At 62.8% G+C, this 24,008-nt stretch carries 23 protein-coding genes; 10 read left to right on the forward strand and 13 right to left on the reverse strand.

Annotation, left to right across the window (positions count from 1 at the left end; all coding sequences use genetic code 11):
* Positions 1-87: 87 nt before the first annotated feature.
* Positions 88-975, reverse strand: coding sequence for a bifunctional helix-turn-helix domain-containing protein/methylated-DNA--[protein]-cysteine S-methyltransferase (locus tag ASE60_RS00245; RefSeq protein WP_057247745.1), 888 nt, complete (start codon positions 973-975; stop codon positions 88-90).
* Positions 976-1,080: 105 nt separating this feature from the next.
* Positions 1,081-1,578, reverse strand: a complete 498-nt coding sequence (locus ASE60_RS00250) for a DUF2244 domain-containing protein (RefSeq protein ID WP_057247746.1) — start codon at positions 1,576-1,578, stop codon at positions 1,081-1,083.
* 22 nt (positions 1,579-1,600) lie between these two features.
* On the opposite strand from ASE60_RS00250, the gene nth reads away from it, so the two are divergent.
* The gene (gene nth / locus ASE60_RS00255) at positions 1,601-2,371 is read left to right on the forward strand and encodes an endonuclease III (RefSeq protein ID WP_057248223.1); all 771 of its coding nucleotides are present in this window, start codon (positions 1,601-1,603) and stop codon (positions 2,369-2,371) included.
* Positions 2,372-2,401: 30 nt separating this feature from the next.
* Here nth and ASE60_RS00260 read toward each other — a convergent pair whose 3' ends face one another.
* The gene (locus ASE60_RS00260) at positions 2,402-2,995 is read right to left on the reverse strand and encodes a TetR/AcrR family transcriptional regulator (RefSeq protein WP_057247747.1); all 594 of its coding nucleotides are present in this window, start codon (positions 2,993-2,995) and stop codon (positions 2,402-2,404) included.
* Between the two features lie 68 nt (positions 2,996-3,063).
* Between ASE60_RS00260 and ASE60_RS00265 the strand changes: the two genes are divergently transcribed.
* The gene (locus tag ASE60_RS00265; RefSeq protein WP_057247748.1) at positions 3,064-3,492 is read left to right on the forward strand and encodes a VOC family protein; all 429 of its coding nucleotides are present in this window, start codon (positions 3,064-3,066) and stop codon (positions 3,490-3,492) included.
* 87 nt (positions 3,493-3,579) lie between these two features.
* A complete protein-coding gene (locus tag ASE60_RS00270; RefSeq protein ID WP_057247749.1) occupies positions 3,580-4,572 on the forward strand; it encodes an adenosine kinase in 993 nt (330 codons plus the stop codon).
* 38 nt (positions 4,573-4,610) lie between these two features.
* Here ASE60_RS00270 and ASE60_RS00275 read toward each other — a convergent pair whose 3' ends face one another.
* Positions 4,611-5,162 carry an SH3 domain-containing protein gene (locus tag ASE60_RS00275; RefSeq protein WP_057247750.1) on the reverse strand — a complete coding sequence of 184 codons (552 nt, stop codon included), beginning with the start codon at positions 5,160-5,162 and terminating at the stop codon, positions 4,611-4,613.
* Positions 5,163-5,344: 182 nt separating this feature from the next.
* On the opposite strand from ASE60_RS00275, the gene ASE60_RS00280 reads away from it, so the two are divergent.
* Complete coding sequence (locus tag ASE60_RS00280) at positions 5,345-6,349, forward strand: D-glycerate dehydrogenase (protein ID WP_057247751.1); 1,005 nt, start codon at positions 5,345-5,347, stop codon at positions 6,347-6,349.
* Between the two features lie 65 nt (positions 6,350-6,414).
* Here the strand turns inward: ASE60_RS00280 and ASE60_RS00285 are convergent, their stop codons facing one another.
* The 3 genes from ASE60_RS00285 to recF all read right to left on the reverse strand — a co-directional run bounded on the left by ASE60_RS00285 (position 6,415) and on the right by recF (position 8,881).
* Positions 6,415-6,882 (reverse strand): GNAT family N-acetyltransferase, encoded by a 468-nt coding sequence (locus ASE60_RS00285; protein ID WP_057248224.1) that lies wholly within the window; start codon positions 6,880-6,882, stop codon positions 6,415-6,417.
* A 10-nt stretch (positions 6,883-6,892) separates the two neighbouring features.
* Entirely contained in the window at positions 6,893-7,654 is a 762-nt protein-coding gene (locus tag ASE60_RS00290) for a molybdopterin-synthase adenylyltransferase MoeB (RefSeq protein WP_057247752.1), read from the reverse strand.
* Between the two features lie 102 nt (positions 7,655-7,756).
* Entirely contained in the window at positions 7,757-8,881 is a 1,125-nt protein-coding gene (recF, locus tag ASE60_RS00295) for a DNA replication/repair protein RecF (protein WP_057247753.1), read from the reverse strand.
* 307 nt (positions 8,882-9,188) lie between these two features.
* Here recF and ASE60_RS00300 point away from each other — a divergent pair, with 307 nt between their 5' ends.
* Positions 9,189-9,833: a DUF47 family protein gene (locus ASE60_RS00300; protein ID WP_057247754.1), complete on the forward strand. Its 645-nt coding sequence runs from the start codon at positions 9,189-9,191 to the stop codon at positions 9,831-9,833.
* The gene (locus ASE60_RS00305) at positions 9,833-10,837 is read left to right on the forward strand and encodes an inorganic phosphate transporter (RefSeq protein WP_057247755.1); all 1,005 of its coding nucleotides are present in this window, start codon (positions 9,833-9,835) and stop codon (positions 10,835-10,837) included. Before ASE60_RS00300 ends, ASE60_RS00305 begins: the two co-directional genes overlap by 1 nt.
* 45 nt (positions 10,838-10,882) lie before the next feature.
* Here ASE60_RS00305 and ASE60_RS00310 read toward each other — a convergent pair whose 3' ends face one another.
* Both ASE60_RS00310 and ASE60_RS00315 read right to left on the reverse strand, forming a co-directional pair.
* On the reverse strand, positions 10,883-12,343 hold the full coding sequence (locus ASE60_RS00310) for a serine hydrolase (RefSeq protein ID WP_057247756.1): 1,461 nt from the start codon (positions 12,341-12,343) through the stop codon (positions 10,883-10,885).
* Between the two features lie 76 nt (positions 12,344-12,419).
* A complete protein-coding gene (locus tag ASE60_RS00315) occupies positions 12,420-13,319 on the reverse strand; it encodes a LysR family transcriptional regulator (RefSeq protein WP_057247757.1) in 900 nt (299 codons plus the stop codon).
* Between the two features lie 143 nt (positions 13,320-13,462).
* Between ASE60_RS00315 and ASE60_RS00320 the strand changes: the two genes are divergently transcribed.
* The 3 genes from ASE60_RS00320 to ASE60_RS00330 all read left to right on the forward strand — a co-directional run bounded on the left by ASE60_RS00320 (position 13,463) and on the right by ASE60_RS00330 (position 16,034).
* Complete coding sequence (locus ASE60_RS00320; protein ID WP_057247758.1) at positions 13,463-14,212, forward strand: SDR family oxidoreductase; 750 nt, start codon at positions 13,463-13,465, stop codon at positions 14,210-14,212.
* Positions 14,213-14,499: 287 nt separating this feature from the next.
* The gene (locus ASE60_RS00325) at positions 14,500-15,135 is read left to right on the forward strand and encodes a DUF1326 domain-containing protein (RefSeq protein ID WP_057247759.1); all 636 of its coding nucleotides are present in this window, start codon (positions 14,500-14,502) and stop codon (positions 15,133-15,135) included.
* Between the two features lie 5 nt (positions 15,136-15,140).
* The gene (locus ASE60_RS00330; RefSeq protein ID WP_057247760.1) at positions 15,141-16,034 is read left to right on the forward strand and encodes a DUF2182 domain-containing protein; all 894 of its coding nucleotides are present in this window, start codon (positions 15,141-15,143) and stop codon (positions 16,032-16,034) included.
* A gap of 60 nt (positions 16,035-16,094) precedes the next feature.
* On the opposite strand, the gene dnaJ is transcribed toward ASE60_RS00330, so the two are convergent.
* The 4 genes from dnaJ to ASE60_RS00350 all read right to left on the reverse strand — a co-directional run bounded on the left by dnaJ (position 16,095) and on the right by ASE60_RS00350 (position 22,540).
* The gene (gene dnaJ / locus ASE60_RS00335; protein ID WP_057247761.1) at positions 16,095-17,225 is read right to left on the reverse strand and encodes a molecular chaperone DnaJ; all 1,131 of its coding nucleotides are present in this window, start codon (positions 17,223-17,225) and stop codon (positions 16,095-16,097) included.
* 252 nt (positions 17,226-17,477) lie between these two features.
* Positions 17,478-19,400, reverse strand: coding sequence for a molecular chaperone DnaK (dnaK, locus tag ASE60_RS00340; RefSeq protein ID WP_057247762.1), 1,923 nt, complete (start codon positions 19,398-19,400; stop codon positions 17,478-17,480).
* Between the two features lie 260 nt (positions 19,401-19,660).
* The gene (locus ASE60_RS00345) at positions 19,661-21,925 is read right to left on the reverse strand and encodes a transglycosylase domain-containing protein (protein WP_057247763.1); all 2,265 of its coding nucleotides are present in this window, start codon (positions 21,923-21,925) and stop codon (positions 19,661-19,663) included.
* A 264-nt stretch (positions 21,926-22,189) separates the two neighbouring features.
* Positions 22,190-22,540, reverse strand: a complete 351-nt coding sequence (locus tag ASE60_RS00350; RefSeq protein ID WP_057247764.1) for a hypothetical protein — start codon at positions 22,538-22,540, stop codon at positions 22,190-22,192.
* 490 nt (positions 22,541-23,030) lie between these two features.
* On the opposite strand from ASE60_RS00350, the gene ASE60_RS00355 reads away from it, so the two are divergent.
* Complete coding sequence (locus tag ASE60_RS00355) at positions 23,031-23,936, forward strand: DMT family transporter (protein ID WP_057247765.1); 906 nt, start codon at positions 23,031-23,033, stop codon at positions 23,934-23,936.
* Positions 23,937-24,008 lie beyond the last annotated feature (72 nt).

A 24,008-nucleotide genomic window follows, 5' to 3' on the forward strand; every position in this document is an offset into this window, starting at 1 on the left:
CGCCGAGCGCCCCTTTTTTGTTTTTCCAAGCAGTTCCAGGAAAGGTGCGAAGCGGCTTTCCGTCCGGATCTGCGTGACTTGAAAGCATCAGATCGTGCCGTCCGCCGCCTTGCCGGCTTCCCAGCCGAGGATCGCGCGCTTGCGCGTCAGGCCCCAGTGGTAGCCGGTGAGATCGCCGCTCTTGCCGAGTGCGCGATGGCAGGGAACCACGAAGGAGATCGGATTACGCCCGACCGCGGCACCGACGGCGCGCGAGGCCGTCGGCTGGCCGATCGTCCCGGCGATGTTCGAATAGGTGGTGGCGCAGCCGAGCGGGATCTTCAACAATGCCTGCCAGACCCGGATCTGAAAATCGGAGCCGATCAGGAAGATATGCAGCGGCTCTTCCTGGCGCCAGCGCGAGGGATCGAAGATGCGTGCCGCATAGTGGGCGGTGGCCGCACTGTCTTCGATATAGCTGGCGTTCGGCCAGCGTTGCGCCATGTCCTCGAAGCTCGCCTGTTCGCCGCCGCCATCGTTAAAGGCGAGGCCTGCCAGGCCGCGGTCTGTGATCATCACCAGCGCCGTGCCGAAGGGCGAGGGATGGTAACCGTAGCGGATCGTCAGGCCGGTGCCGCGCGCCTTCCATTCGCCGGGCGACATCGCCTCGTGGGTGACGAACAGGTCGTGCAGGCGGCTCGGCCCTGACAGGCCGACCTCGATGCTGGTTTCGAGCAGCGGCATGTCTTCCTGGCGCAACAGGCGCTTGGCATGGTCGAGCGTCACCGCCTGGAGGAAGGCCTTCGGCGAAAGCCCGGCCCAGCGGGTGAAGACCTTCTGGAGTTGCGTCGGCGACTGCTTCAGGCGGTGCGCCACCGTTTCGAGCGACGGCTGGTCGCGATAATCCTCGGTGAGCATTTCGATCACGCGGCTGACCGTATCGTAATCGGTGCCTTTCGGCGTGATGTCTGTGGGTACGGATGTCGCAATGTTCATGGCTCTTCTCCTGTCATGTCACAGGTAATCCCTTGCTGGTCCAGGAAACCACCCGAAACTTGAACGAATGCGCGGATTTGCGTCCCATTGGTCGTTCGGCGAGCGTCAGCGGCGGCGAACGGTCGCAAGCGCACCCGAGAGGGCGAGCGCGAAGGTCTCGCGATCGTCGCGATTGAGAAACGAACCGATGTCGGTCCGGCGGCCACCACCGCTGATCGTCATCGAGATGATGCCGATTTCCTGATGGCGGGCGACATTGAAGCGGGCCCAGAACGGATTGAAGCGGTGTTCGGTGATCTGGCCCGACGGCGTGAACTTGCGCACGGAAACATCGGTTCTGGAAACGCTGACCTCTTCGCGGCTGAGCGCCGAGCGGTAATTCAGCCAGAAGGCGCCGAACAGCAGCAGGTAGTCGAGCCCGAAGAAGAACACGATCGGCCAGGCGCCGATGACGAGGAAGACAAAAGCGTGCACCAGGCTGAGCAGTCCGGCGATCAGGAAGACGATCCTGAAGCCTTTTCGCCCGAGCGAACGATAGGGCGTAAGCTCGGCGGTGAAGACCGGCGCATCCTCGGGCGGGGTGGTGACGTTGCCATTGATCATGACCTTTGACTATAGATGCATCATGAAAAACGTGAAGCCGAAATTCCCCGTCAGCGCCGCAAAACCCAAGACGAGCCGCCGCGCAACGCCGCGGGTGAAGAGCCTCTACAGCCAGGACGAGCTCAAGGAGATTTTCCGCCGCTTCTCGATCCAGCGCCCCGAGCCGAAGGGCGAGTTGGAGCACGTCAACCCGTTCACGCTCGTCGTTGCCGTGGCGCTCTCGGCCCAGGCGACCGATGCCGGCGTCAACAAGGCGACGCGCGCACTCTTCGCCATCGCCGATACGCCGGAGAAAATGCTGGCGCTTGGGGAGGAAAAGGTCCGGGACTACATCAAGACCATCGGCCTTTATCGCAACAAGGCGAAGAACGTCATCGCGCTCAGCGAAAAGCTGATCCGCGATTTTGGTGGCGAAGTGCCGCGCACGCGGGAGGAACTGGTGACCCTTCCGGGGGTCGGTCGCAAGACCGCCAATGTGGTGTTGTCGATGGCCTTCGGCCAGTCGACGATCGCCGTCGACACCCACATCCTCCGCATCGCCAACCGCCTCTGTCTGGCACCGGGCAAGACCCCAGACGAGGTGGAAGACAAGCTGATCAAGATCATCCCGGATGAATACCTCTACCACGCGCATCACTGGCTGATCCTGCACGGGCGCTACTGTTGCAAGGCGCGCAAGCCCGAATGCGAGCGCTGCGTCATCGCCGATCTCTGCAAGTCGCCGGAAAAGACCTGCGAGATCCCGGCGCCGCTCGTCGAACTGCCGCCGCAGATCATCTCCGCCGCAGGCTGAGGCACCCTGGTGTTGTCTTGACGGTCGGCGTCAGGCCGACACCAGCCGGTCGATCAGCGTGCCGATCGTCTCCGCGTAAAGCTCGGCCGAAGCACCATCGGCGATGTCGAGCGCCGCGCGATCGAAGGCGGCCGAAAGCAGCGAGGCCATGGCCGACAGCCTTTCCGGGCCCGGCACTGCCGGCGCCATCGCCTCGGCAATGCCCTCCTCCAGGGTTCTCTGGGCATTGGCCGCGTCGATCGCGGCCATTTCCTGCTTGCCGAGCACCGCCGGCCCGTCGAGCAGCAGCAGACGGATTCGGCCCGGCTCGCGCATCGCGTCGAAATAGGCGCGGGCACCGACTTTCAGTGCGTCGCGGGGCGTGAGGTCGTTGGCCGTTGCCTGCTCGATCGATATCGCCACTGCGCCCGCCTCCCGCTCCGCCACGGCACGGAACAATGCCTTCTTGTCTTCGAAGTGGTGATAGAGCGCGCCGCGGGTCAATCCGGCGGCGGCAACAATATCGGGCGTGGAGGTATCGGCATAACCCCGGGTGACGAAAAGGCCACGCGCGGCATCGAGGATCGCGGTGCGCGTCGTGTCGGATCGCTCGCGATTGGAGCGACGGGAGACTTCCTGTTGCATGCATGCAGCCTGTATGTTAATTAAAGATACATACAGATTGTATGATATTGCCGGAGCGAGGGAAAGCCATGAAATCGACGAGCTACTATCCTGTCATCATGACATCAGATGTTGCCGCCACCGCCGCCTTTTACATCGAGCACTTCCGCTTCCAGGCGCTCTTCACCAGCGATTGGTATGTGCATCTGCAGTCGGTCGAGGACGAGCATGTGACGCTGGCGGTGCTCGACTACCGCCACGAGACGATCCCGGAGGAAGCACGTACGCCCACCCGCGGTCTTCTGCTGAATTTTGAGGTCGAGGATCCGGATCGCATTTACGCGCAAGCGGTTGCCGCCGGGCTTCCGATCCTGAAGACGTTGCGAGACGAGGTCTTCGGTCAGCGTCATTTCATCACCGCCGATCCGAACGGCGTGCTGATCGATGTCATCAAGCCGATCCCGCCGAGCGCCGAATTCGCCGCAGCTTACGACGAAAGCGCGCTTCCGACGGCCTGATGCGATGGCCCCACGTCTTTTGTCTTCCAAATGGCCGGAAAACCGGTATTAACGAACACCGGCCATCACGGAGACCGGACGAGGTTCATGACAAAATACGACGTGCTGACGATCGGCAATGCCATCGTTGATATCATCGCGCGCTGCGACGATGCCTTTCTCAATGAAAACGGCATCATAAAGGGCGCCATGAACCTCATCGATGCCGAACGAGCCGAGTTGTTGTACTCGCGCATGGGCCCGGCCGTCGAAGCGTCCGGCGGCAGCGCCGGCAATACGGCAGCCGGTGTCGCCAGCCTTGGCGGTCGCGCTGCCTACTTCGGCAAGACCGCGAGCGACCAGCTCGGCGAGATCTTCGCGCACGACATCCGCGCCCAGGGCGTTTACTTCCAGACGAAGCCGCTCGAAAACGTGCCGCCGACCGCGCGCTCGATGATCTTCGTCACCGAGGATGGCGAGCGCTCGATGAACACCTATCTCGGCGCCTGCGTCGAGCTTGGCCCCGAGGATGTGGAGGCCGACGTCGTCGCTGAGGCCAAGGTCACCTATTTCGAAGGCTATCTCTGGGATCCGCCGCGGGCCAAGGACGCCATCCGCGAGACCGCGCGGATCGCCCACGAAAACGGCCGCGAAACCGCGATCACGCTGTCCGACAGCTTCTGCGTTCACCGCTATCGCGAGGAGTTCCTCGAACTCATGCGATCAGGCACGGTCGATATCGTCTTCGCCAACAGGCAGGAAGCGTTGGCCCTCTACGAGACCGAAGACTTCGATCTGGCGCTGGAAAAACTCTCGAAGGATTGCAAGCTCGCTGCCGTGACTCTCAGCGAAGAAGGCTCGGTGGTCGTGCGTGGAGAGGAGCGGGTTCGGGTCCGCGCAACGCCGATCGCCCAGGTCGTCGATACGACCGGTGCCGGCGACCTCTATGCCGCGGGCTTCCTGCACGGCTACACGACCGGACGCTCGCTCGAAGACTGCAGCAGGCTCGGCAATCTCGCCGCCGGCATTGTCATCGGTCAGATCGGCCCGCGGCCGATGGTCTCGCTGGAAACGGCCGCCAAGCAGGCGGGTCTCGCCTGATTCGTCCTGATTGAATTTTGTGAAAAGCAGGCGTGGCCTTACTTGAAGGCCTCGCCGGGATAGGCGCCCCAGATCTCGCTCTGGGCGATCCAGCCTTCGACGCCCTGCGTCTCGGCATGGCACCAGTCGCCATTGCATTCGCCGACATGCACGATGACCCCCGGCTCCATGCGGGCGACGATCGGGGATGTACCCTGCGGATCGCGGCGCATGTTGACGAAGACGCCTTCGCCCTTGCCGCGCATCCAGGGCGCTGCGACGGCTGTACGGTCGCCGGAAAGCAGCGCCTGGTTGACCCAGCCTTCGGTGCCGTCGGCGTCGCGGATACGGCGCCAGTTATCGTATTCCTGGATGATCTCCACGGGAACGCCGGGCTTCATGTAGCGGAAGGCGACCGCGTAATCGACGCTCGGGCCGATCCGGAGATTGACGCTCTTCGACTTGAGGCTCACGAAGCGCGGCAGCGGCAGTCCGCTGGCGCCCTTGGCAGCTTGAGCGTAAGCCGCCGACGCCATGATCCCGGCGCCAAGGCAGGCGGCGATCAACGAGAACGAGAATCTGGAAATGACATGACGCATGACGAAGCTCATTTTCCGTGGCACTAGCTTTTGCGGGCGCAGTTCACCTGGGGCCCAACACACGGGCTGAAATCGCGGGGACGAACGCGCGAGTTTTGTTTGTCTTCCCGGTGGGGTCTGGTAGAAATTGCGGCTACAGGGAGAAAGTATCGCCCAACTTGGTTAAGGACCCGTCAACAAGGCCCGTCGCAGCAATGACAAGCAAGAAGAAGCCCACGGTCTACATCACCCGTAAACTGCCTGATATCGTCGAGACGCGCATGCGCGAACTTTTCGATGCGGAGTTGAACATCGACGACACGCCGCGCAGCCAGCCCGAGCTCGTCGCGGCGGTGAAGCGCGCCGACGTGCTGGTGCCGACAGTGACCGATCGCATCGATGCGGCGCTGATCGAGCAGGCCGGCCCACAGCTGAAGCTGATCGCCAGCTTCTCGAATGGGGTCGACAATATCGACGTCGACGCCGCAGCGCGCAAAGGCATCACCGTCACCAACACGCCGAACGTGTTGACGGAGGACACCGCCGACATGGCGATGGCGCTGATTCTCGCAGTGCCGCGCCGGCTTGCCGAAGGTGCGCAGATCCTGACCGATCGCAAGGGCGAATGGGCCGGGTGGTCGCCGACCTGGATGCTCGGCCGGCGCATTGCCGGAAAGCGCATCGGCATCGTCGGCATGGGCCGGATCGGCACCGCGGTCGCACGCCGCGCCAAGGCCTTCGGCCTTTCGATCCACTATCACAACCGTCACCGGGTGAACGCGGAAACCGAAGAGATGCTGGAGGCGACCTACTGGGACAGCCTCGACCAGATGCTGGCCCGCGTCGATATTGTTTCGGTCAACTGCCCGTCGACGCCGGCGACCTATCACCTGCTCTCGGCCCGCCGCCTGGCGCTGATGCGGCCTGACAGCTATATCGTCAACACAGCCCGCGGCGGCATCATCGACGAGACGGCGCTGATCAAGTCGCTGCGCGAAGGCAAGATCGCCGGTGCCGGCCTCGACGTTTTCGAGAACGAGCCGGCGGTCAATCCGAAGCTGATCAAGCTTGCCGGCGAAGGCAAGGTCGTGCTCCTGCCACACATGAGTTCGGCGACGCTCGAGGGCCGCATCGATATGGGCGACAAGGTGGTCATCAACATCCGCACCTTCTTCGACGGCCATCGCCCGCCGGACCGCGTGCTTCCGGGCCGCGACTGATCGCGGAGCGCCGCACGGTCCTGCCGTGCGGCTGTCCGTCCGGCCTGCTCAAGGTTAGAAGCTAGCTAGAGTGTCTTGCGCATCTCGATCGCCGTCGGCCGGGTAAAGCCGGGGTGGCACATCGTACCGGTTTCGACGAAGCCCCAGGCGGCGAACGCCCGGTGGTTTTCGGTGAGTTCGATGCGGGTGAGTAGCCGCAACGCCGAAAGGCCGAGCGCTCGCGCTGTCGCCTCCGCTTCCGCGAGCAGCAACCGGCCGATACCCTTTCCCTGTGTCTGTGGGGCAACCGCGAGCTTGCCGATGTAGAGGCAATCGGCTTCAGGCTTGCAAAAGATGCAGCCGACAAGCCGCTCGCCGTCGCTGACGCCAAAGGCGATCTCGTCGGCACTCTTCTGCCGGAGCGATTCGACGGTGAGTACGTGCGCCGAGGAGGGCGGGTCGACCCGTCCGTCCATGTAGGAGAAGGCGCCAAGGATCAGCTTCAGCAGCTCCTCGTGCCGGTCGAAACTTTCACTGATGCGAAAGATCTGCACCATGATCGGCCTACGCTCTGCGATGGTAACGGATGGTGTTGAACTGCGCCGTCAGCGCGTCATACATCAACAGCCGACCGACCAGCGGTTCGCCGAAACCGGCGATCACCTTGATTGCCTCCATCGCCTGGAGCGTGCCGATGACGCCGGTCAGGGCGCCGACGATGCCCGCTTCGGCACAGGAGGGCACGACGCCGGCCGGCGGCGGTTCCGGGAAAAGATCGCGATAGGAGGGGTTCGGCCGCCCATCGCTGCCTGCCTTGTACGGCATCAGCACCGTCAGCGATCCGTCGAAGCGGCCGACGGCGCCGGTTACAAGCGGAATGCCGACCGCGGCTGCCGTATCGGCTGCGAGATAGCGCGTGTCGAAATTGTCCGAGCCGTCGATCACCAGGTGATATTGCCGGAACAGCGCCTCGGCATTGTCGGGGTTAAGCCGCAGCCTGTGTTCGTCGACGCTGACATGCGGGTTGAGTGAACCGATCGCTTCGGCTGCTCGCTCGACCTTGGCGCGATCGATGTCCTCGGTGCGGTGAATGATCTGCCGCTGCAGGTTCGAGAGTGCAACGATGTCGTCGTCGACGACGCCGATCCGGCCGATGCCAGCGGCCGCGAGATAGACGAGCACCGGGGCGCCGAGCCCGCCGGCGCCGATCACCAGCACACGTGCCGCTTTGAGTTTTTGCTGCCCCGCGCCGCCGATTTCCGGCAGCACGATATGGCGGGCGTAGCGGGCGATCTCCGATTGGTCGAGCTTGTTCTCACCGGTCATGCAACATCCTCCTCATCCCGCTCGGCCGGGTGGCCGATCGATTCTCAAGCGAGAGCGGATGCGGGCGGAAAACCGCACACACTTTTCCCCATCCGCTCTTGCTTATCCCGTAACGCTCCCGTGCGAAACGGTCAGGAAGCGGCCGCGATCGCCAAGTGCGTCGAACATCGCCTGGTCCGTTCCCGTCATGAAGGCCTGGCCGCCGAGGCCATCGACGAGGTCGAACAGCGCCGCACGCCGGTTGACGTCGAGATGCGCGGCGATCTCGTCGAGCAACATGATCGGCGCGTGGCCAGTCATGTCGCCGACGAGGCGCGCATGCGCCAGCACCAGTCCGACGAGCAGCGCTTTCTGCTCGCCGGTCGAGCAGCGTGCGGCTTCCATGTCCTTGTCCCGATGACGCACCAGCAGGTCGCTTCGGTGCGGCCCATCGAGCGTCCGGCCCGCCGCTGCGTCGCGCGGCCGCCCGTCGCGCAACATTGTCAGATATTGCTCTTCGAGATCATAGGCCGGGCGATGGCCCTCGTCGTCGAGAAAGCCGGACAGCGCCAGGCGGGCGGACGGAAAAACGCTGTCATCGACGTTCCGCTCGACGAGCGCGGTCAAGAGGCCGAGCATCTCCTGCCTTGCCAGCGCCATGGAAACCCCGAGACCGGCCATCTCTCGCTCAATTGCGGTCAGCCAGGACGGATCCGGGCGAAACTCGCTGAGCAGCCGGTTTCGGCTGCGCATCGCCCGATCGAATTCGCTGGCGCGTCGGCCATGCTCAGGATCGAGCGAAAGCACCAGCCGATCGAGGAAGCGCCGCCGGTCGGCCGAAGGCCCGGTGAAGAGCCCGTCCATCGATGGCGTCAGCCAGAGAACGCGCAGGTGATCCGTCAGTTCGTCGACGGTTGATGCCGGAGTTCCGTTGAGCCGCAGCCGCCGGGATTGGCCCTCGGTTACCCCGGCGGTGCCGGTGCCGATTTCGACCGGCCCCTCCATGCCCTCGACCTCCGCAAAGACGGAAAACCCGTCGCTCGCGCCGACGCGGGTGACGTCGGCGTAAGCCGCGCGCCTCAAGCCTCGTCCTGGCGAGAGGAAGGAAACCGCTTCCATCAAATTGGTCTTGCCGGCGCCGTTCTCTCCCGTCAGCACCACATGGCGCTGGTCGAGCTCCAGCGAGAGAGCCGCATAGTTGCGGAACTCCGTGAGCTTCAAGCGGTTGAGAAAGACCTTGTGGGGCATGGGCAAACCGGATTCGACGTTGGGCGCCAGCTACAGCGCCGCGCGTCATATCAGACGCGCAAAGGTCGCTGTAGCACTTTGAATTGCTGCATGTCTTCGTCCTTAAATCGAGGTCGATTTAAGGAGACATGCAGTAGGACGAAAGCGTTGGCCAAGGCAAGACGAAATGGCCAGCGCGTCGATATCGCCTGGGATAGGTCGATATCGGCAGGGGATAGGCGACAAACCCCTTGAATCAGGTGCTTTTCTTGAGCGCCTCGGTCAAATATGACAGTTTCATGACAATCCACGGATGGATATATTTGTAATGCTGGCTTGGTTCCGCAAACTGCTTCCCCGCGAAGATCGCTTCTTCGACCTTTTCGCAAAACACGCGCTCACCGTTGTCGGTGCCGCCGAAGCGCTCGACAGGCTGCTTGCCGGTGGCGACGACATGGAGAAACAGTGCGACCGGATCGTCGCGCTTGAGGATGAAGCGGATCATATTACTGGCGAAGTGCTCCTGGCGGTGCGCCGGTCCTTCATCACGCCCTTCGACCGCGGCGACATCAAGGACCTGATCCAGTCGATGGACGATGCCATCGACATGATGCACAAGACGGTCAAGACGATCCGGCTCTACGAGCAGAAGACATTCGATCCGGGCATGCGCGAGATGGCGACGATCATCGTCCAGGCCGCGCATCTGATCGGCGAGGCCATTCCGTTGCTCGACCGTATCGGCGCCAATCACAATCGCCTTATCGCCATCGCCGAGGAAGTTACCCGCATCGAGGGGCGTGCCGACGAATTGCACGACCTCGGCCTCAAGGATCTCTTCCGCCGTCACGGCGCCAGCAACCCGATGGCCTATATCATCGGCAGTGAGATCTATGGCGAGCTCGAAAAGGTGATCGATCGCTTCGAGGACGTCGCCAATGAAATCAGCGGCATCGTGATCGAGAACGTCTGATGGATGCGACGCTCGCCTTTCCGTTGCTCGTCGGGCTGATCGGCATCGCGCTGTTCTTCGACTTCCTGAACGGTTTGCACGACGCTGCCAACTCGATCGCGACAATCGTCTCGACGCGGGTGCTGAGACCGCAATACGCGGTCATCTGGGCAGCCTTTTTCAACTTCATCGCCTTCCTGTTCTTTGGCCTGCATGTGGCCGAGACGCTCGGCAAGGGCATCATCGATCCCGGCATCGTCACGCCGCTGGTGATCTTTTCGGCCCTCATGGGGGCGATCGTCTGGAACATCGTCACCTGGCTCTTCGGCATTCCGTCGAGTTCGTCGCATGCGCTGATCGGCGGCCTCGTCGGTGCCGGCCTTGCCAGCACCGGCTTTAGTTCCATCGTCTGGACCGGTCTTCTCAAGACCGTCGGCGCCATCTTCATGTCGCCGGCGATAGGCTTCTTCCTGGCCTTGCTCCTGGTGTTGATCGTCTCCTGGATTTTCGTGCGGCAGACGCCCTTTGCCGTCGACCGCACCTTCCGCGTGATGCAGTTCGTTTCCGCGTCGCTCTATTCGCTCGGCCACGGCGGCAATGACGCGCAGAAGACCATGGGCATCATTGCCGTTCTGCTCTTCTCGCAGGGCTATCTCGGTTCGGAGTTCTACGTGCCCTTCTGGGTGGTCATAACCTGCCAGGCGGCAATCGCGCTCGGCACGCTGTTCGGCGGCTGGCGCATCGTGCACACCATGGGCTCGAAGATTACCAGGCTCAATCCTATGCAGGGCTTCTGCGCCGAAACCGGCGGGGCGATCACGCTCTTTGCCGCCACCTGGCTCGGCATTCCCGTCTCGACGACGCACACCATCACCGGTGCGATCATCGGCGTCGGTGCGGCGCGGCGCGTCTCGGCGGTCCGCTGGGGGCTTGCCGGCAATATCGTGATTGCCTGGTTCATCACCATGCCGGCCGCGGCGGCGATTTCGGCGCTCGCCTATTTCCTGATCGATCTGATCTTCTGATCGAAGCGAACAGCGTCTCCCGCTTCAATCGGTGGGAGACGTGCATCATTTCTCGATCCGAGGCGCGGGGCTGTCCCGCCCGCCCTGATGCAAGGTCAGGCTCCCGGCGCGGGTGCCGGTTACGGTGAAGCTGATCTGCGCATCGATAAGCTTCGCAAAGAAACGGTGTTCGGCCTCCGGAAAGATTTCGATCCGATCCTGTCCCGTTGCCTGGGCAAACAGCCGATCTCCATCGCGAAAGATCGTCAGCTCGAAGCTGGGGGCCAGCCGATAGGTGCCGACATAGGCGTCATAGCTCGTCGGATCGACGGTTATCGCAGTGCGCCTGGCATTTGCCGGCGCAAGCGGAGCGTTGCGGTTGAGCAGGTGTTGGCCGATATCGTCCACGCCGACCTCGGTCGACGCATTGGAGAGGGCGACGACGCCGATACCGGTCGACGGTCGGTAGCCGACGAAGGACCGATAGCCGCCGGTCCCGCCATTGTGCCAGATAATCTGCTCGTCGCCCTTGCCCGAGATCACCCAGCCGAGTGCCTGCTGGTCGTCTCCCCCGTTGCCGAGCGGCTGCCGGGTCGCAAGTAGCATGGTGAAGGCCGGCGCCAGCGGCGATGACGTTTTCCCCATGGCCGCCTCCAGGAATATCAGAAGATCGTTCGTCGTGGAGCGCAGCGCGCCGGCTCCTTGCAGCGCGTTGAGATCCCAGTCTCTCACCGGCTCCAGCGCCGCATTGTGGCCCGTCGCCCGCCTTTCGGCCCAGCCGGGCTGCGACGAGATCGCCGTGTCCTTCATGTCGAGAGGCGCTGTGATGCGGCTGATGACGAGCTCTTCGTAGGAAAGGCCGGCCTTCAAGGCGAGCGCGTGGCCGAGAAGCCCGGCGCCGAGATTGGAGTACTCGTGCTCGACGCCAGGGCGCCGCAGCGGCTTGTGATGGGACAGGAAGGCATAAAGCTTTGCAGTGCCGTAGTCCGCATACGGATTGCTTGTGTCTGTCGGGTCCAGATTGGTGGGTAGCCGCGGCAGACCGGACATGTGCGTCGCCAGGTCCTTCAGCGTGATCGGCTCCTCCTTGTCGTCCGGCATCGCCACACCTGGCGGAAACAACGCGGAGACGGGCGTGTCGAGGCGCAGCGTGCCTTTTTCAATCGCGTCCGCGAGCAACAGCGCGGTGAAGACTTTGGTGACCGAGCCGATCTCGAACACGGTCCGTCCATCGACCGGGCGCGGGTCACCTTTGGCCGGATGGCCATGCGCGACGATGCGTCGTCCATTGGCATCGATGATTCCGACGACAATGCCGACCGACTGCTGCTGCTTGTCGATTCGATCGGTCAGAATATTCAGGATTTCGGCATCGGTCGGAGCCGCGGAAAGGTTGTCCGCATGGGCGGCGGTGCCAAGCGTCATGGCGACGATCCAGTTCAGAAAGAAGGTCCGCATGATGAGAAGATAGGAAACCAATCTTTGGTTGCGATGGGTGCGAAGCGCATGCCAGCCGATTTCGATCAAGCTTCTGTCGAGACTCGATCGGCAATCGGCGAGATACCGTCGCCGACAGCGATTACGCCGGGGTTGCGGAAACGCTTCACGGATCCCAATAGGGCGGATCGCCAAAAGCTTCCTTCAGATGTTGGGCGATGGCTCGGAGCTTGGCGGAGACGCGTCGTCCTTCCGGATGCGCCATGTAGATGAATTCGGGCTCCGGACGCAGCCCGACATCGATCTCACGCAATTGCCCTTTGCGCACCGCGGGGCCGGCGATGAAGGCGGGCAACAGCGCGATGCCGAGCCCGGCGACGGCGGCGTCGTGCATCATGTCGCCATTGTTCATGCCGAGGGCCAGGCGCGCCCTGACGATCGTTGCACCGGAAGGTCCCTCGAACCGCCAATCGGCCGCACCGCGATTGGTGTAGAAGACGCCGCGATGGCCTTCGAGCTCGGCAAGCGACGCCGGCGTGCCGTGTCGTTCAAGATAATCGGGCGAGGCGACGAGCAGGCGCCGGCTTCTGGCAAGTTTCCAAACCATCAGGCGGGAATCTGCGATCACGCCGTGGCGGACAATCGCGTCGTAGCCTTCCGAGGCCGCATCGACCCGCCGGTCGTCGAGGTCGAGCGTCAGTTCGATTTCCGGATGGCGCGCCAGGAACGGATAGAGCGCCGGACCGAGATGCCGGCGGCCAAAGCTGACGGGCGCGGCGATCCGAAGCGGCCCCGTCAGCTGTCCGCGCCGCTCGGCAAGGTCGCTCGCGGCCGCCTGCACCTCGCTGACGATCCTGACGGCGCGCTCGCGGAAGGCGATGCCGTCCTCGGTGAGCGTCAGCTTGCGCGTCGTGCGATGGAGGAGCGTGGCGTTGAGCCCGCGCTCCAGTTCCGCCACGCGTTCGCTGACGACGGATTTCGACAGGCGCAGGCGCCGCGCCGCTTCACTGATCGAGCCAGCTTCGGCGACCGCGACAAAGGCGGTTATTCCCTCGATCTTCACCATCGTTCGACTTTTCCGAATTCGAGTTCCACAATTGGGAGACTAATCCGAACGATCGTTTTCCGCCATATCTGTCTGCATTCGAGGATGACGGTTCCAGCCAACCGAGCCGATCTCCTCTTCAACCCAACAAGAGGACTTTCATCATGTCACGTTTGCAGAACAAGACGGCACTCATCACCGGCGGCACCAGCGGCATCGGTCTCGAAACCGCACGCCAGTTCATCGCCGAAGGCGCAAGGGTCGCCGTCACCGGCACCAATCCGAAGAACATTGCCGAAGCACGCGCCGTCCTTGGCGAGACAGCTCTGATCATCGAGGCCGATGCCGGCAATGTCGCCGGCCAGGCCGCCGTCGCTGAAAAGATCCGCGCCGCCTTGGGCACGCTCGATATCCTGTTCATCAATGCCGGCATCGCCAAGCTGCAGCCGATCGAGCAGTGGGACGAGGCAAGCTTCGACCGCTCGCTCGCCATCAACCTCAAGGGACCGTATTTCCTGATCCAGGCCTTGCTGCCGGTCTTTTCCAAACCGGCATCGATCGTGCTCAACACCTCGATCAACGCCCATATCGGCATGCCGACCTCAAGCGTCTATGCCTTGACCAAGGCGGGGCTGCTGTCGCTCGCCAAAACGCTCTCCGGCGAACTCATCGGCCGCGGCATCCGGGTCAACGCCGTCAGCCCCGGCCCGATCCGCACGCCGCTGCATGACGGCCATGCCCCGACGGTGGAGGAAAACAAGCAGGTTGTTGATGCGATCGCTGCGCAGATCCCGCTTGGCCGCTTCGGCAACGCAAGCGAAATCGCCAAGGCGGTCGTCTTCCTCGCCTCCGACGAGGCTGCTTTCACTGTCGGCGCCGAACTGATCATCGATGGCGGCATGGCGACGCTCTGATCACGGCTTAACTCTAACGAACAGACAGAAGCGCCGCGTGTTCAATCGGATGCGCGGCGCTTCCCGTCGTCTTCGGCCGGCCGTTGGCATCGCTGGTTGGGAGGAGTATATTTCTGCAATCTAATGGAATGCATCCAGTCGCAAGAAATCGACCTACAGCGCCGCGCGTCCAGACGCGCAAAGGTCGCTGTAGCACTTTGAATTGCTGCATGTTTTTGTCCTTTGGTCGGCTACGATGAAACGAACATGCAGTAGACCGAACACCGATCAGATCCCAGGAGGAGACGATGACGAGTGTGAGATGGATGATGAAGGGGCGCGAATTCATACATTGCAACTGCGCCTATGGCTGTCCTTGCCAGTTCAATGCATTGCCGACACAAGGCCATTGCAGCGCCGTCGGCGCATTCGAGATTGAGGAAGGCTATCACGGCGATACGCGGCTCGATGGGCTTCGTGGCGGCCTGATCGCTGCCTGGCCGGGCGCCATCCACGAGGGGAGGGGGCAGGTTGTGCCGATCGTCGATAGCCGCGCTTCGGCCGAACAGCGCGGTGCGTTGCTGCGCATCATGAGCGGCGAGGATACGGAACCGGGTGCTACCTTCTTCCAGGTCTTTGCGACGACCTTCGAAACCATGCACGAGCCCGTCTTTGCCGAGATCGATTTCGAGGTCGATGTCGGCGCGCGCACGGCGCGGCTGAATGTGCCGGGCTGGCTCGTCGCTCGCGGCGAACCCATCCTCAATCCGGTGACCGGTGCCGCCCATCAGGCGCGCATCAATCTCCCTCAGGGGTTCGAATACGACGTCTGCGAAGTCGGGCGCGGATGGGCCGATACGAAGGGGCCGCTGACCTTGGCACTGGCGGACTCGCATGCTCATTTCGCGCGCATGCACCTGACCGAAAGCGGCGTGATCCACTGACGTCGATGAAGGATACGGCGCTCGAAACCCTGCTCAGACGTGATCGCGCCATCGTTGTGGCGGCGTTGATTACGCTGACGGCGATCAGTTGGATTTACGTCCTGTGGCTGGCTTCGGCCATGGACATGACTGCGCCCCCGGCAGCCTCCGACACCATGGATATGGGTTCGGGCATGGACATGGACATGGAGATGCCCATCGACATGCCGATGAACATGCCCATGGAGGCGCAAGGGGGATCGATGACATCGATGGCGACTGCGGCCGCCGGTCCCTGGACCGCGGCAACCTTCGCCTATGCATTTGTCATGTGGGCTGTCATGATGATGGGTATGATGGTGCCGTCGGCAACGCCGATGATCCTGCTCTATGCCCGTGTCGGAAGACAGGCGGCGCAGCAGGGCAAGCCCTTCGCCGCGACCGGATTCTTCGCTGGTGGCTATCTGCTGGCCTGGACCCTGTTCGCGCTGGTCGCCGTTCTCGGGCAATGGCTCCTTGATCGCGCCCTGTTGCTCACTCCGGCGCTCTCGAACGCCAACGAAGCCTTGAGCGGTGCGGTCCTCGTCGCCGTCGGCCTGTTTCAGTGGACGTCGCTCAAGGATCGTTGCCTCAGGCAATGCCAGTCGCCGCTACTTTTCATCCAGAACCACGGCGGATTTCGCCGCGAGGCGGGTGCCGCCTTCGGCCTCGGCCTGCGGCATGGCCTTTATTGCGTCGGCTGCTGCTGGGCGCTGATGGCGCTTCTGTTCGTCGGCGGGGTGATGAACGTGTTGTGGATCGCGGCGATCGCCATCTTCGTGCTCGCCGAAAAGGTGGTGCCCGGCGGCCGGCTCCTGTCCCGGGTCGCTGGGGTGGTGCTCGTCATGGCCGGGCTGTGGCAGCTTGCGGCCATGACGTGAAGCTTACAGCACTGCGCGCCCTATCCGGCGCGCAAGATCGCTGTGGGAACGCCGGGCGCCTTAGTCGCTCAGCGTATCGAAGAAGTCCTTCATCCGGGCGAAGAAGCCCGTCGATTCCGGATTGTTGTCCTTCGAGGAGATCTGTTCGAATTCCTGTAGCAGTTCGCGCTGGCGCTTGGTCAGCTTCTGCGGCGTTTCGATCTGGATCTGGATGTAGAGGTCGCCGGACTGGGCCGAGCGCAGCACCGGCATGCCCTTGCCCTTGAGGCGGAACTGCTTGCCGGCCTGGGTGCCCTCGGGAACCGTGACGCGCGACTTGGTGCCGTCGAGCGTGGTCACATCGAACTTGCCGCCAAGGGCCGCCGTCGTCATCGAGATCGGCACGCTGCAATAGAGATCGGCGCCGTCGCGCTGGTAGAACTCATGCGGCCGGACCGAGAGGAAAATGTAGAGGTCGCCAGCCGGTCCGCCGCGAAGCCCCGCTTCGCCTTCGCCGGAGAGGCGGATACGCGTTCCGTCCTCGATGCCCGCCGGAATGTTGACCGAAAGCGTGCGCTCTTCGGTGACACGACCCTGGCCATGGCACTTGCCGCAGGGGTCGGTGATCGTCTGGCCGCGCCCGCCGCAGGTCGGGCAGGTGCGTTCGATCGAGAAGAAGCCCTGGGCAGCGCGCACGCGACCGGAGCCGTGACAGGTGCCGCAGGTCTTCGGGCTCGTGCCGGGCTTGGCGCCGGAGCCGCTGCAGACGTCGCAGGTGATCGAGGTTGGAACGCGGATCTGCGCGGTCTTGCCTGAGAAGGCTTCCTCGAGCGAGATCTCCATGTTGTAGCGAAGATCGGCGCCGCGTTCGCGGCCGCCCGAGGAACGCCGCTGGCGCCCGCCGCCCATCATCTCGCCGAAGATGTCTTCGAAAATGTCGGAGAAGCCGCCGGCCCCCCCGCCGCCGAAGCCGTTGCCCATACCGCCCTGCTCGAAGGCCGCATGACCGTAGCGGTCGTAAGCGGCGCGCTTCTGCGGGTCCTTGAGGGTCTCATAGGCCTCGTTGATTTCCTTGAAGGTCTTCTCCGCTGCCGCGTCGCCGGGGTTCTTGTCCGGGTGATACTTCATTGCGAGCTTGCGGAAGGCGCCCTTTAGCTCCTTCTCGTCGGCGTTCTTGGCAACGCCAAGCGTTTCGTAGAGATCACGTTTCATTCGTCGAAGATTATCCTGTTGGCATGCCAGCGCGAGGGCTCGGCGGCTGCCCGTTTACCTTGCCACCGATTTAGTAAACCTTGAAGCGCGATACCATAGCCCGAGCGGTGGTAGATGCGGTTTTTTGTCGGAAAAGTAACGTTTGCGGTGGCTCACAGCGTCCGTCGTCATTCTTGTCCGCATGAACGGCCCCTCCGGCCAACAAAAAAAGCCCGGGCGAACCCGGGCTTTTCGTCTGATCGAAGGGACGGATTAGGCCGAACGCTTGCGGTCGTCCTCGTCGTTGACTTCTTCGTAGTCGGCATCGACGACATCGCCGTCGCGCGCTGCGTCTGCTGCGGCATCCGCATGGGCGGCTTCCGTCTGCTGCGCTTCATAGATCGCCTGGCCGAGCTTCATGGAAACTTCCATCAGCGTGTTGGTCTTGGCCTTGATGTCTTCGGCGTCCGGCTCGGAGGCTTCGACGGCAGTCTTCAGCGCGGCAATCGCGTCGGAGATCGCCTTGCGGTCTGCTTCCGAAACCTTGTCGCCGTAATCCTTCAGCGACTTCTCGCTGGAGTGGATCAGGCTTTCGGCCTGATTCTTGGCTTCGACGCCCTCGCGGCGCTTCTTGTCGGCCTCGGCATTGGCTTCGGCATCCTTGACCATCTTTTCGATGTCGGCGTCGGAAAGACCGCCAGAAGCCTGAATGCGGATCTGGTGTTCCTTGCCGGTGCCCTTGTCCTTGGCCGAAACCTGCACGATGCCGTTGGCGTCGATGTCGAAGGTGACTTCGATCTGCGGCATGCCGCGCGGTGCCGGCGGAATGCCGACGAGGTCGAACTGGCCGAGCAGCTTGTTGTCGGCGGCCATTTCACGCTCACCCTGGGAGACGCGAATCGTCACGGCCGACTGATTGTCGTCGGCGGTCGAGAAGGTCTGCGACTTCTTGGTCGGGATCGTCGTGTTGCGTTCGATCAGGCGGGTGAAGACGCCACCGAGCGTTTCGATGCCGAGCGACAGCGGGGTGACGTCGAGCAGGAGAACGTCCTTGACGTCGCCCTGCAGAACGCCGGCCTGAATGGCGGCGCCCATGGCGACCACTTCATCCGGGTTCACGCCCTTGTGCGGCTCCTTGCCGAACAGCTGCTTCACGGTTTCCTGAACCTTCGGCATGCGGCTCATGCCGCCGACGAGAACGACTTCGTCGATCTCGGCAGCCGAGACGCCGGCATCCTTGAGGGCTGCCTTGCACGGCGCAACGGTGCGCTGGATCAGGTCGTCGACCAGGCTTTCGAACTTGGCGCGCGACAGCTTCATCGTCAGGTGCTTCGGACCGGAAGCGTCAGCCGTGATGAACGGCAGGTTGATTTCGGTCTGCTGCGACGAGGACAGCTCGATCTTGGCCTTTTCGGCAGCTTCCTTCAGGCGCTGAAGGGCGAGCTTGTCGTTCTTCAGGTCGATGCCCTGTTCCTTCTTGAACTCGCCGGCGAGGTATTCGACGAGACGCATGTCGAAGTCTTCACCGCCGAGGAAGGTGTCGCCGTTGGTCGACTTCACTTCGAAGACGCCGTCGCCGATTTCCAGAACCGAGATATCGAAGGTACCACCGCCCAAGTCGTAGACGGCGATCGTCTTGCCGTCCTTCTTGTCGAGGCCGTAGGCAAGGGCTGCCGCGGTCGGCTCGTTGATGATGCGCAGAACTTCAAGGCCCGCGATCTTGCCGGCATCCTTGGTTGCCTGGCGCTGGGCGTCGTTGAAGTAGGCCGGAACGGTGATGACGGCCTTTTCGACCTTTTCACCGAGATAGGATTCGGCCGTTTCCTTCATCTTCTGAAGGATCATGGCGGAGATCTGCGACGGGGAATAATCCTTGCCGTGCGCTTCGACCCAGGCGTCGCCATTGTCGGCCTTGATGATCTTGTAAGGAACCATGTCCTTGTCTTTTTGCGTGGTCGGGTCCTGGAAGGTCCGGCCGATCAGGCGCTTGATCGCAAAAAGCGTGTTTTCCGGATTGGTGACGGCCTGGCGCTTGGCCGGCTGGCCGACGAGACGTTCGCCGTCGTCGCTGAATGCCACCATCGAGGGGGTCGTGCGCGCACCCTCGGCGTTTTCGATCACCTTCGCGTCTTTTCCGTCCATGACGGCGACGCAGGAGTTGGTCGTTCCCAGGTCAATACCAATAACTTTAGCCATGTCGTTCTCTCCTTGCAGCGGACTGTCGGAACCCGGTCAGGCATTCGTAAGACAGCCCCTAACGGGATGGTCTCAGGATTTCTTCGCAGTCGAGACTGCGCCGATGCGGCGTATATAAGGACCGGCGTTTCGGACTGCAAGGCATTCTGCGGGGCGTTTGGGGGCAAATGCAAGTCCGGGATTTGCCTAGCTAGAAATGGGCTATGCGCGGCTGGTGAGAATGGCGCCAGTCGCACGCTTGCAGCGCCAGTCGCGCCGGCTCAACCGCCGGTCAAAATGTCGAAGAGGGTCGTGCGGCGCGTGGCACCCGTCGTCTGGCCGACATCGGCCGGTGGTACGAGACCGCCATTGCCCTGATCGGCGCTCTGGCCATCCCATTCGCCCCCCTGGTCTACCGGGCGCTGCCCCACTGCGACCGCGCCATTGACGCCCACGGGTGCTTCCGGGAAGGCTTCCGGATCGCCGGAGAGCAAGTCGCCGGCCGGTGCGCCCACGCCTTCATCGAAGACCGGCTGCACGCCCGTCGTGCCGAAGAGCGGCGAGGGCGAGAGGCCCTCATGGGCCGCCATCATGAAATCGTGCCAGGCCTTGGCCGGCAGGCCGCCGCCCGTGACCTTCTTCATCGACTTGCCGTCGTCGTTGCCGAACCAGACGCCGGTCGTCAGGTTCGAGGTGTAGCCGACGAACAGCGCGTCGCGGAAGGATTGCGTGGTACCGGTCTTGCCGGCCGCCTCCCAGCCCTTGAGCTGCGCTTTCTTGCCCGTACCCTTGGTCAGCACACGCACCATCATCTGGTTCATTTCGCTGACGATCGCCGGGTCGAGCACACGCGGCGGGTTGTCGTAGGTGTTTTCGTAAAGCACCGTGCCGTCGGCCTTGGAAATGCGGCGAATGACATGCGGCGTCGCCTTGAAGCCGCCATTCATGAATGGGGCATAGGCCGACGTCAGTTCGACGAGGCTGACTTCGGACGTGCCGAGCGCGATCGAGGCGTTTGCCTGCATCTCGGAATCGATGCCGAGGCGATGGGCGACCTTGACGACGTTCTGCGGCCCGACCTCCATCACCAGCTGTGCGGCGATGGTGTTCAGCGAATTGGCGAGCGCATCGGCGATCGTTACCTCGCCGCGATATTTCTGGTCGTAATTCTCGGGCGTCCAGTTGCCGATCCGGACCGGGCCGTCGTTGCGGATCGACATCGGCGTGCGGCCGATCTCGAGTGCCGCGGCATAGACGAAGGGCTTGAAGGCGGAACCCGGCTGACGCTTGGCCTTGGAGGCGCGGTCGAACTGGCTCTCTGCGTAGTCCTTGCCGCCGACGAGCGCCCGGATGGCGCCGGTGCCATCGATCGAGACGAGTGCTGCCTGCGAAGCGTCGAGCTTCTTGCCGTCGGCGTCTAGCGTGGCAGCGATCACCTCCTCGGCCTTCTTCTCGAGATTGAGGTCGATCGTCGTGTCGATGATGAGATCTTCCTTGATCTCGCCGATCATGCCGGGAAGCTGGTCCATCACCATGTCGGCGACGTAGTGTTCGGCGCCGGACCAGTAGCTCTTGGCCTTGGTCGGGGTCTGCGACATCGCCGTCTTGATCTCGCTATCGGTGACGTAACCTTCCTCGCGCATGGCGCCGAGAACCACCTGGGCGCGTTCTTCCGCAGCCTTCGGGTCGCGGGCCGGCGACAGGCGGGAAGGGGCCTTGAGCAGCCCCGCAAGCAGTGCGGCCTCGCCGAGGTTCACGTCGCGCGCCGATTTGTTGAAATAGCGCCGCGATGCCGCCTCCACGCCATAGGCGTTGGAGCCGAAGAACACCCGGTTGAGATACATCGCCAGGATCTGGTCCTTGGAATATTTCTGCTCGAGCCAGAAGGCGAGCAGCACCTCCTGCACCTTGCGTTCGAGCGTGCGCTCGGGCGAAAGGAACAGGTTCTTGGCAAGCTGCTGCGTCAAGGTCGAGCCACCCTGCACCATGCGGCCGGTGGTGAGGTTCGTCAGCATGGCGCGGGCGAGACCCAGCGGATCGATGCCGAAATGCGAATAGAAGCGGCGGTCCTCGATCGCGATGACCGCCTGCGGGATATAGGGCGACATGTTTTCCAGCGACAGCGCTTCGCCGCCGGTGGTGCCGCGATTGGCGATGGCGTCGCCGCTGACCGCAAGGATCTTGACGTTCGGCGGCCGCTCGGGGATCGACCAGCTCTCGGCGCTCGGCATGCGCGCGCCGTAGTAGAGCACCAGGCCGCCGACGCCCATGGCGCCCCAGATGCCGAGCACGATGCACCAGTAGAACAGCGTGCGGACAAGGCCAACAAAGCCGCCGCCGCCAGAGTTGCGCCGTGCGCTGCCGCGCTTGCCGGCTGCCTTCTTCTTGCTGCTGCCCTTCTTGCCGCTGCCCGAAGATTTGCCGCGGGGTGCCTTGCGGCTGGCGGTCACACGATCGCTGGCCTCGACGCGAAAATCGTCATCATCGTCCTGGTTTCCGCCGAACGATGGCTCGATCCGCTCTCCTGACCTGCCGTTTGTTGCCATGCCGTTTGGATTTGTCCCTCTGCCGTCTGCGGGGCCGATTGGCTCAACCACGACGGTGACTTCGATCTCGACGGCGGTACCGGCGCTCTGCGCCCATCCGCCACGGCGACCGGGTGAACTTTAAATGCGGCAATTTAAGGGGGAGTTAAGAAGCGCATCGTGAAATACGCATGGTCTTCAACAACTTGCGTTTAAGCGACGCGCTGCGCGTGGCAGTGGGTGAGACGTCCACTCCGTTGTGCTAACGAGCCCATATGGCCGCAACTACTGGATGGAGCTGCGCAGTGGCGTATCTTCGACCGCCACGTTCGATGCCGCAGCACCGGGCTCGGTAAAGTCGTAGAGCCATTGGCTATAGGGAAGCCGAAACAGAACCCGTTTCCCCAGGTGGTTCATCGCCACTTCCTCGCAGTCCTTCGCCTGGTAGGCCTGTCGGTCGCACATGGCGCGCGGGCTGTCCACCAGCCGGTAGTCGTGCCCTTGATAAACGAGCGCCGTCATCGCTCTTAACTTGAAGGAGCCCGGTGGCAGCACGACGAGGCGCAGGCTGGCGATCCAGGTGGCGAGGATCAGGACAACGATGATTGCGGTGGGGACCTGGAGCAATAATTTCATCTGAAAGCCTGCAATTATGGAGAGTGAATATATTTCTTCTAATATTGCTGGTCGTATATCAGGAAAGCTGAAGTAGAGTAAAAAGCTATCAAAGGTTGTGGTTTCCGGCTGGTTACCGCGCCATGCATGGCTTTCGCGTGCCGGCCCGGCGACGAGTTGTTCCCTGGCTCAGGCTCCGATCAGCGGGTCAAGATGGCTCGACCTGACGCTTCGCCTTCACGATTTTGTGCAATGCAAAAAAATCACGTCTTGAAATTGCTGCGACGCACGATTATTATATGACTTATCGAAGCGCTGCACCTCCTCCCGCGGCGCCCGATGCGGGTCGGTGGCACTCCTCCTCCCAGTCACCGATCAAGTTCGAGAGCCCCGTGTACCTCCTCCCACACGGGGCTCTTTTCATGTCTCGAATACGGCCGTGTTTCCCTGTATGTGGCACCTGTCGTGCGCAATTGGCGGCGCGGCGGGTTCTCGCAGGTATCGGCGCGCCATGACGTCCACCGTCTCACAGGCTTCCAAGGCAAACGGCTACATCTTCACGCTTCTGGCGATCGTCATCTTTTCGATCCAGGACGGGATCTCCAAGCATCTGGGCGCGATCTATCCGCCGGCCTTCGTCGCGATGATCCGCTATTGGGCCTTTGCACTTTTCGCGATTGCGCTGGCTGCGCGTACCAAGGAAGGCCTGAAGATCACGGCGACAACCAGGAGACCGTGGCTTCAGATCGTGCGCGGCGTGTTGCTGCCGACCCAGATCGTCATGGTGATCACGTCTTTCACCTGGGTCGGGCTTGCCCATTCGCAAGCGATCCTGGCGGCGACGCCTCTGTTCGTTGCCCTCCTGTCCATGCCGCTTCTCGGCGAGCGCGTCGGCTGGCGGCGATGGCTGGCAATCTCCGTCGGTCTCGGCGGCGTGCTTCTGATTCTGAAGCCCGCAGACGGCTTGTTCGACCGGACCTTCCTCTTGCCGCTCGGGGCGGCTCTGCTGCTTGCGCTCTATGTCATCGTCACGCGGCTCGTCAGCCGGCAGGATTCGGCGATGACCAGTTTCTTCTACACCGGCGTCGTGGGTGCTGCCGCGATCAGCCTGGTCGGCCCGTTCTTCTGGGTCACGCTTGCGCCGGCTGACTGGGGCTGGATGCTGCTGCTCTGCATCACCGGATCCTCCAGCCACTACTTCCTCATCCGGGCCTATGAGGTGCTGGATGCGGTGGCCGTTCAGCCGCTCACCTACCTCCAGCTCGTCTTTGCCTCGATCATGGGCGTGACGATTTTCAGCGAGACGCTGACGGTCAACATGATCGTCGGCTCCGTGCTGGTGGTCGCCGCCGGCATCTTCACCGTGTGGCGCGAGCGCGTCGTCGCGCGCCGCCGTGCCGGCTTGCCTCCGGCCTGAGCTCAGCGCCGCGTCGGCGACGACTTGGGGAAACATGCGGGTAGCGAATCCTGCTATGGCTTCGCCTTATTG

The organism is Ensifer sp. Root278, from assembly GCF_001429285.1.
GTDB lineage: Bacteria > Pseudomonadota > Alphaproteobacteria > Rhizobiales > Rhizobiaceae > Ensifer.

Bases quoted from the DNA above. Each gene is read 5' to 3' on its own strand.
- ASE60_RS00245 (WP_057247745.1), bottom strand. From the start codon at position 975: ATGAACATTGCGACATCCGTACCCACAGACATCACGCCGAAAGGCACC.
- ASE60_RS00250 (WP_057247746.1), bottom strand. From the start codon at position 1,578: ATGATCAATGGCAACGTCACCACCCCGCCCGAGGATGCGCCGGTCTTC.
- nth (WP_057248223.1), top strand. From the start codon at position 1,601: ATGAAAAACGTGAAGCCGAAATTCCCCGTCAGCGCCGCAAAACCCAAG.
- ASE60_RS00260 (WP_057247747.1), bottom strand. From the start codon at position 2,995: ATGCAACAGGAAGTCTCCCGTCGCTCCAATCGCGAGCGATCCGACACG.
- ASE60_RS00265 (WP_057247748.1), top strand. From the start codon at position 3,064: ATGAAATCGACGAGCTACTATCCTGTCATCATGACATCAGATGTTGCC.
- ASE60_RS00270 (WP_057247749.1), top strand. From the start codon at position 3,580: ATGACAAAATACGACGTGCTGACGATCGGCAATGCCATCGTTGATATC.
- ASE60_RS00275 (WP_057247750.1), bottom strand. From the start codon at position 5,162: ATGAGCTTCGTCATGCGTCATGTCATTTCCAGATTCTCGTTCTCGTTG.
- ASE60_RS00280 (WP_057247751.1), top strand. From the start codon at position 5,345: ATGACAAGCAAGAAGAAGCCCACGGTCTACATCACCCGTAAACTGCCT.
- ASE60_RS00290 (WP_057247752.1), bottom strand. From the start codon at position 7,654: ATGACCGGTGAGAACAAGCTCGACCAATCGGAGATCGCCCGCTACGCC.
- recF (WP_057247753.1), bottom strand. From the start codon at position 8,881: ATGCCCCACAAGGTCTTTCTCAACCGCTTGAAGCTCACGGAGTTCCGC.
- ASE60_RS00300 (WP_057247754.1), top strand. From the start codon at position 9,189: ATGCTGGCTTGGTTCCGCAAACTGCTTCCCCGCGAAGATCGCTTCTTC.
- ASE60_RS00305 (WP_057247755.1), top strand. From the start codon at position 9,833: ATGGATGCGACGCTCGCCTTTCCGTTGCTCGTCGGGCTGATCGGCATC.
- ASE60_RS00315 (WP_057247757.1), bottom strand. From the start codon at position 13,319: ATGGTGAAGATCGAGGGAATAACCGCCTTTGTCGCGGTCGCCGAAGCT.
- ASE60_RS00320 (WP_057247758.1), top strand. From the start codon at position 13,463: ATGTCACGTTTGCAGAACAAGACGGCACTCATCACCGGCGGCACCAGC.
- ASE60_RS00325 (WP_057247759.1), top strand. From the start codon at position 14,500: ATGACGAGTGTGAGATGGATGATGAAGGGGCGCGAATTCATACATTGC.
- ASE60_RS00330 (WP_057247760.1), top strand. From the start codon at position 15,141: ATGAAGGATACGGCGCTCGAAACCCTGCTCAGACGTGATCGCGCCATC.
- dnaJ (WP_057247761.1), bottom strand. From the start codon at position 17,225: ATGAAACGTGATCTCTACGAAACGCTTGGCGTTGCCAAGAACGCCGAC.
- dnaK (WP_057247762.1), bottom strand. From the start codon at position 19,400: ATGGCTAAAGTTATTGGTATTGACCTGGGAACGACCAACTCCTGCGTC.
- ASE60_RS00345 (WP_057247763.1), bottom strand. From the start codon at position 21,925: ATGGCAACAAACGGCAGGTCAGGAGAGCGGATCGAGCCATCGTTCGGC.
- ASE60_RS00350 (WP_057247764.1), bottom strand. From the start codon at position 22,540: ATGAAATTATTGCTCCAGGTCCCCACCGCAATCATCGTTGTCCTGATC.
- ASE60_RS00355 (WP_057247765.1), top strand. From the start codon at position 23,031: ATGACGTCCACCGTCTCACAGGCTTCCAAGGCAAACGGCTACATCTTC.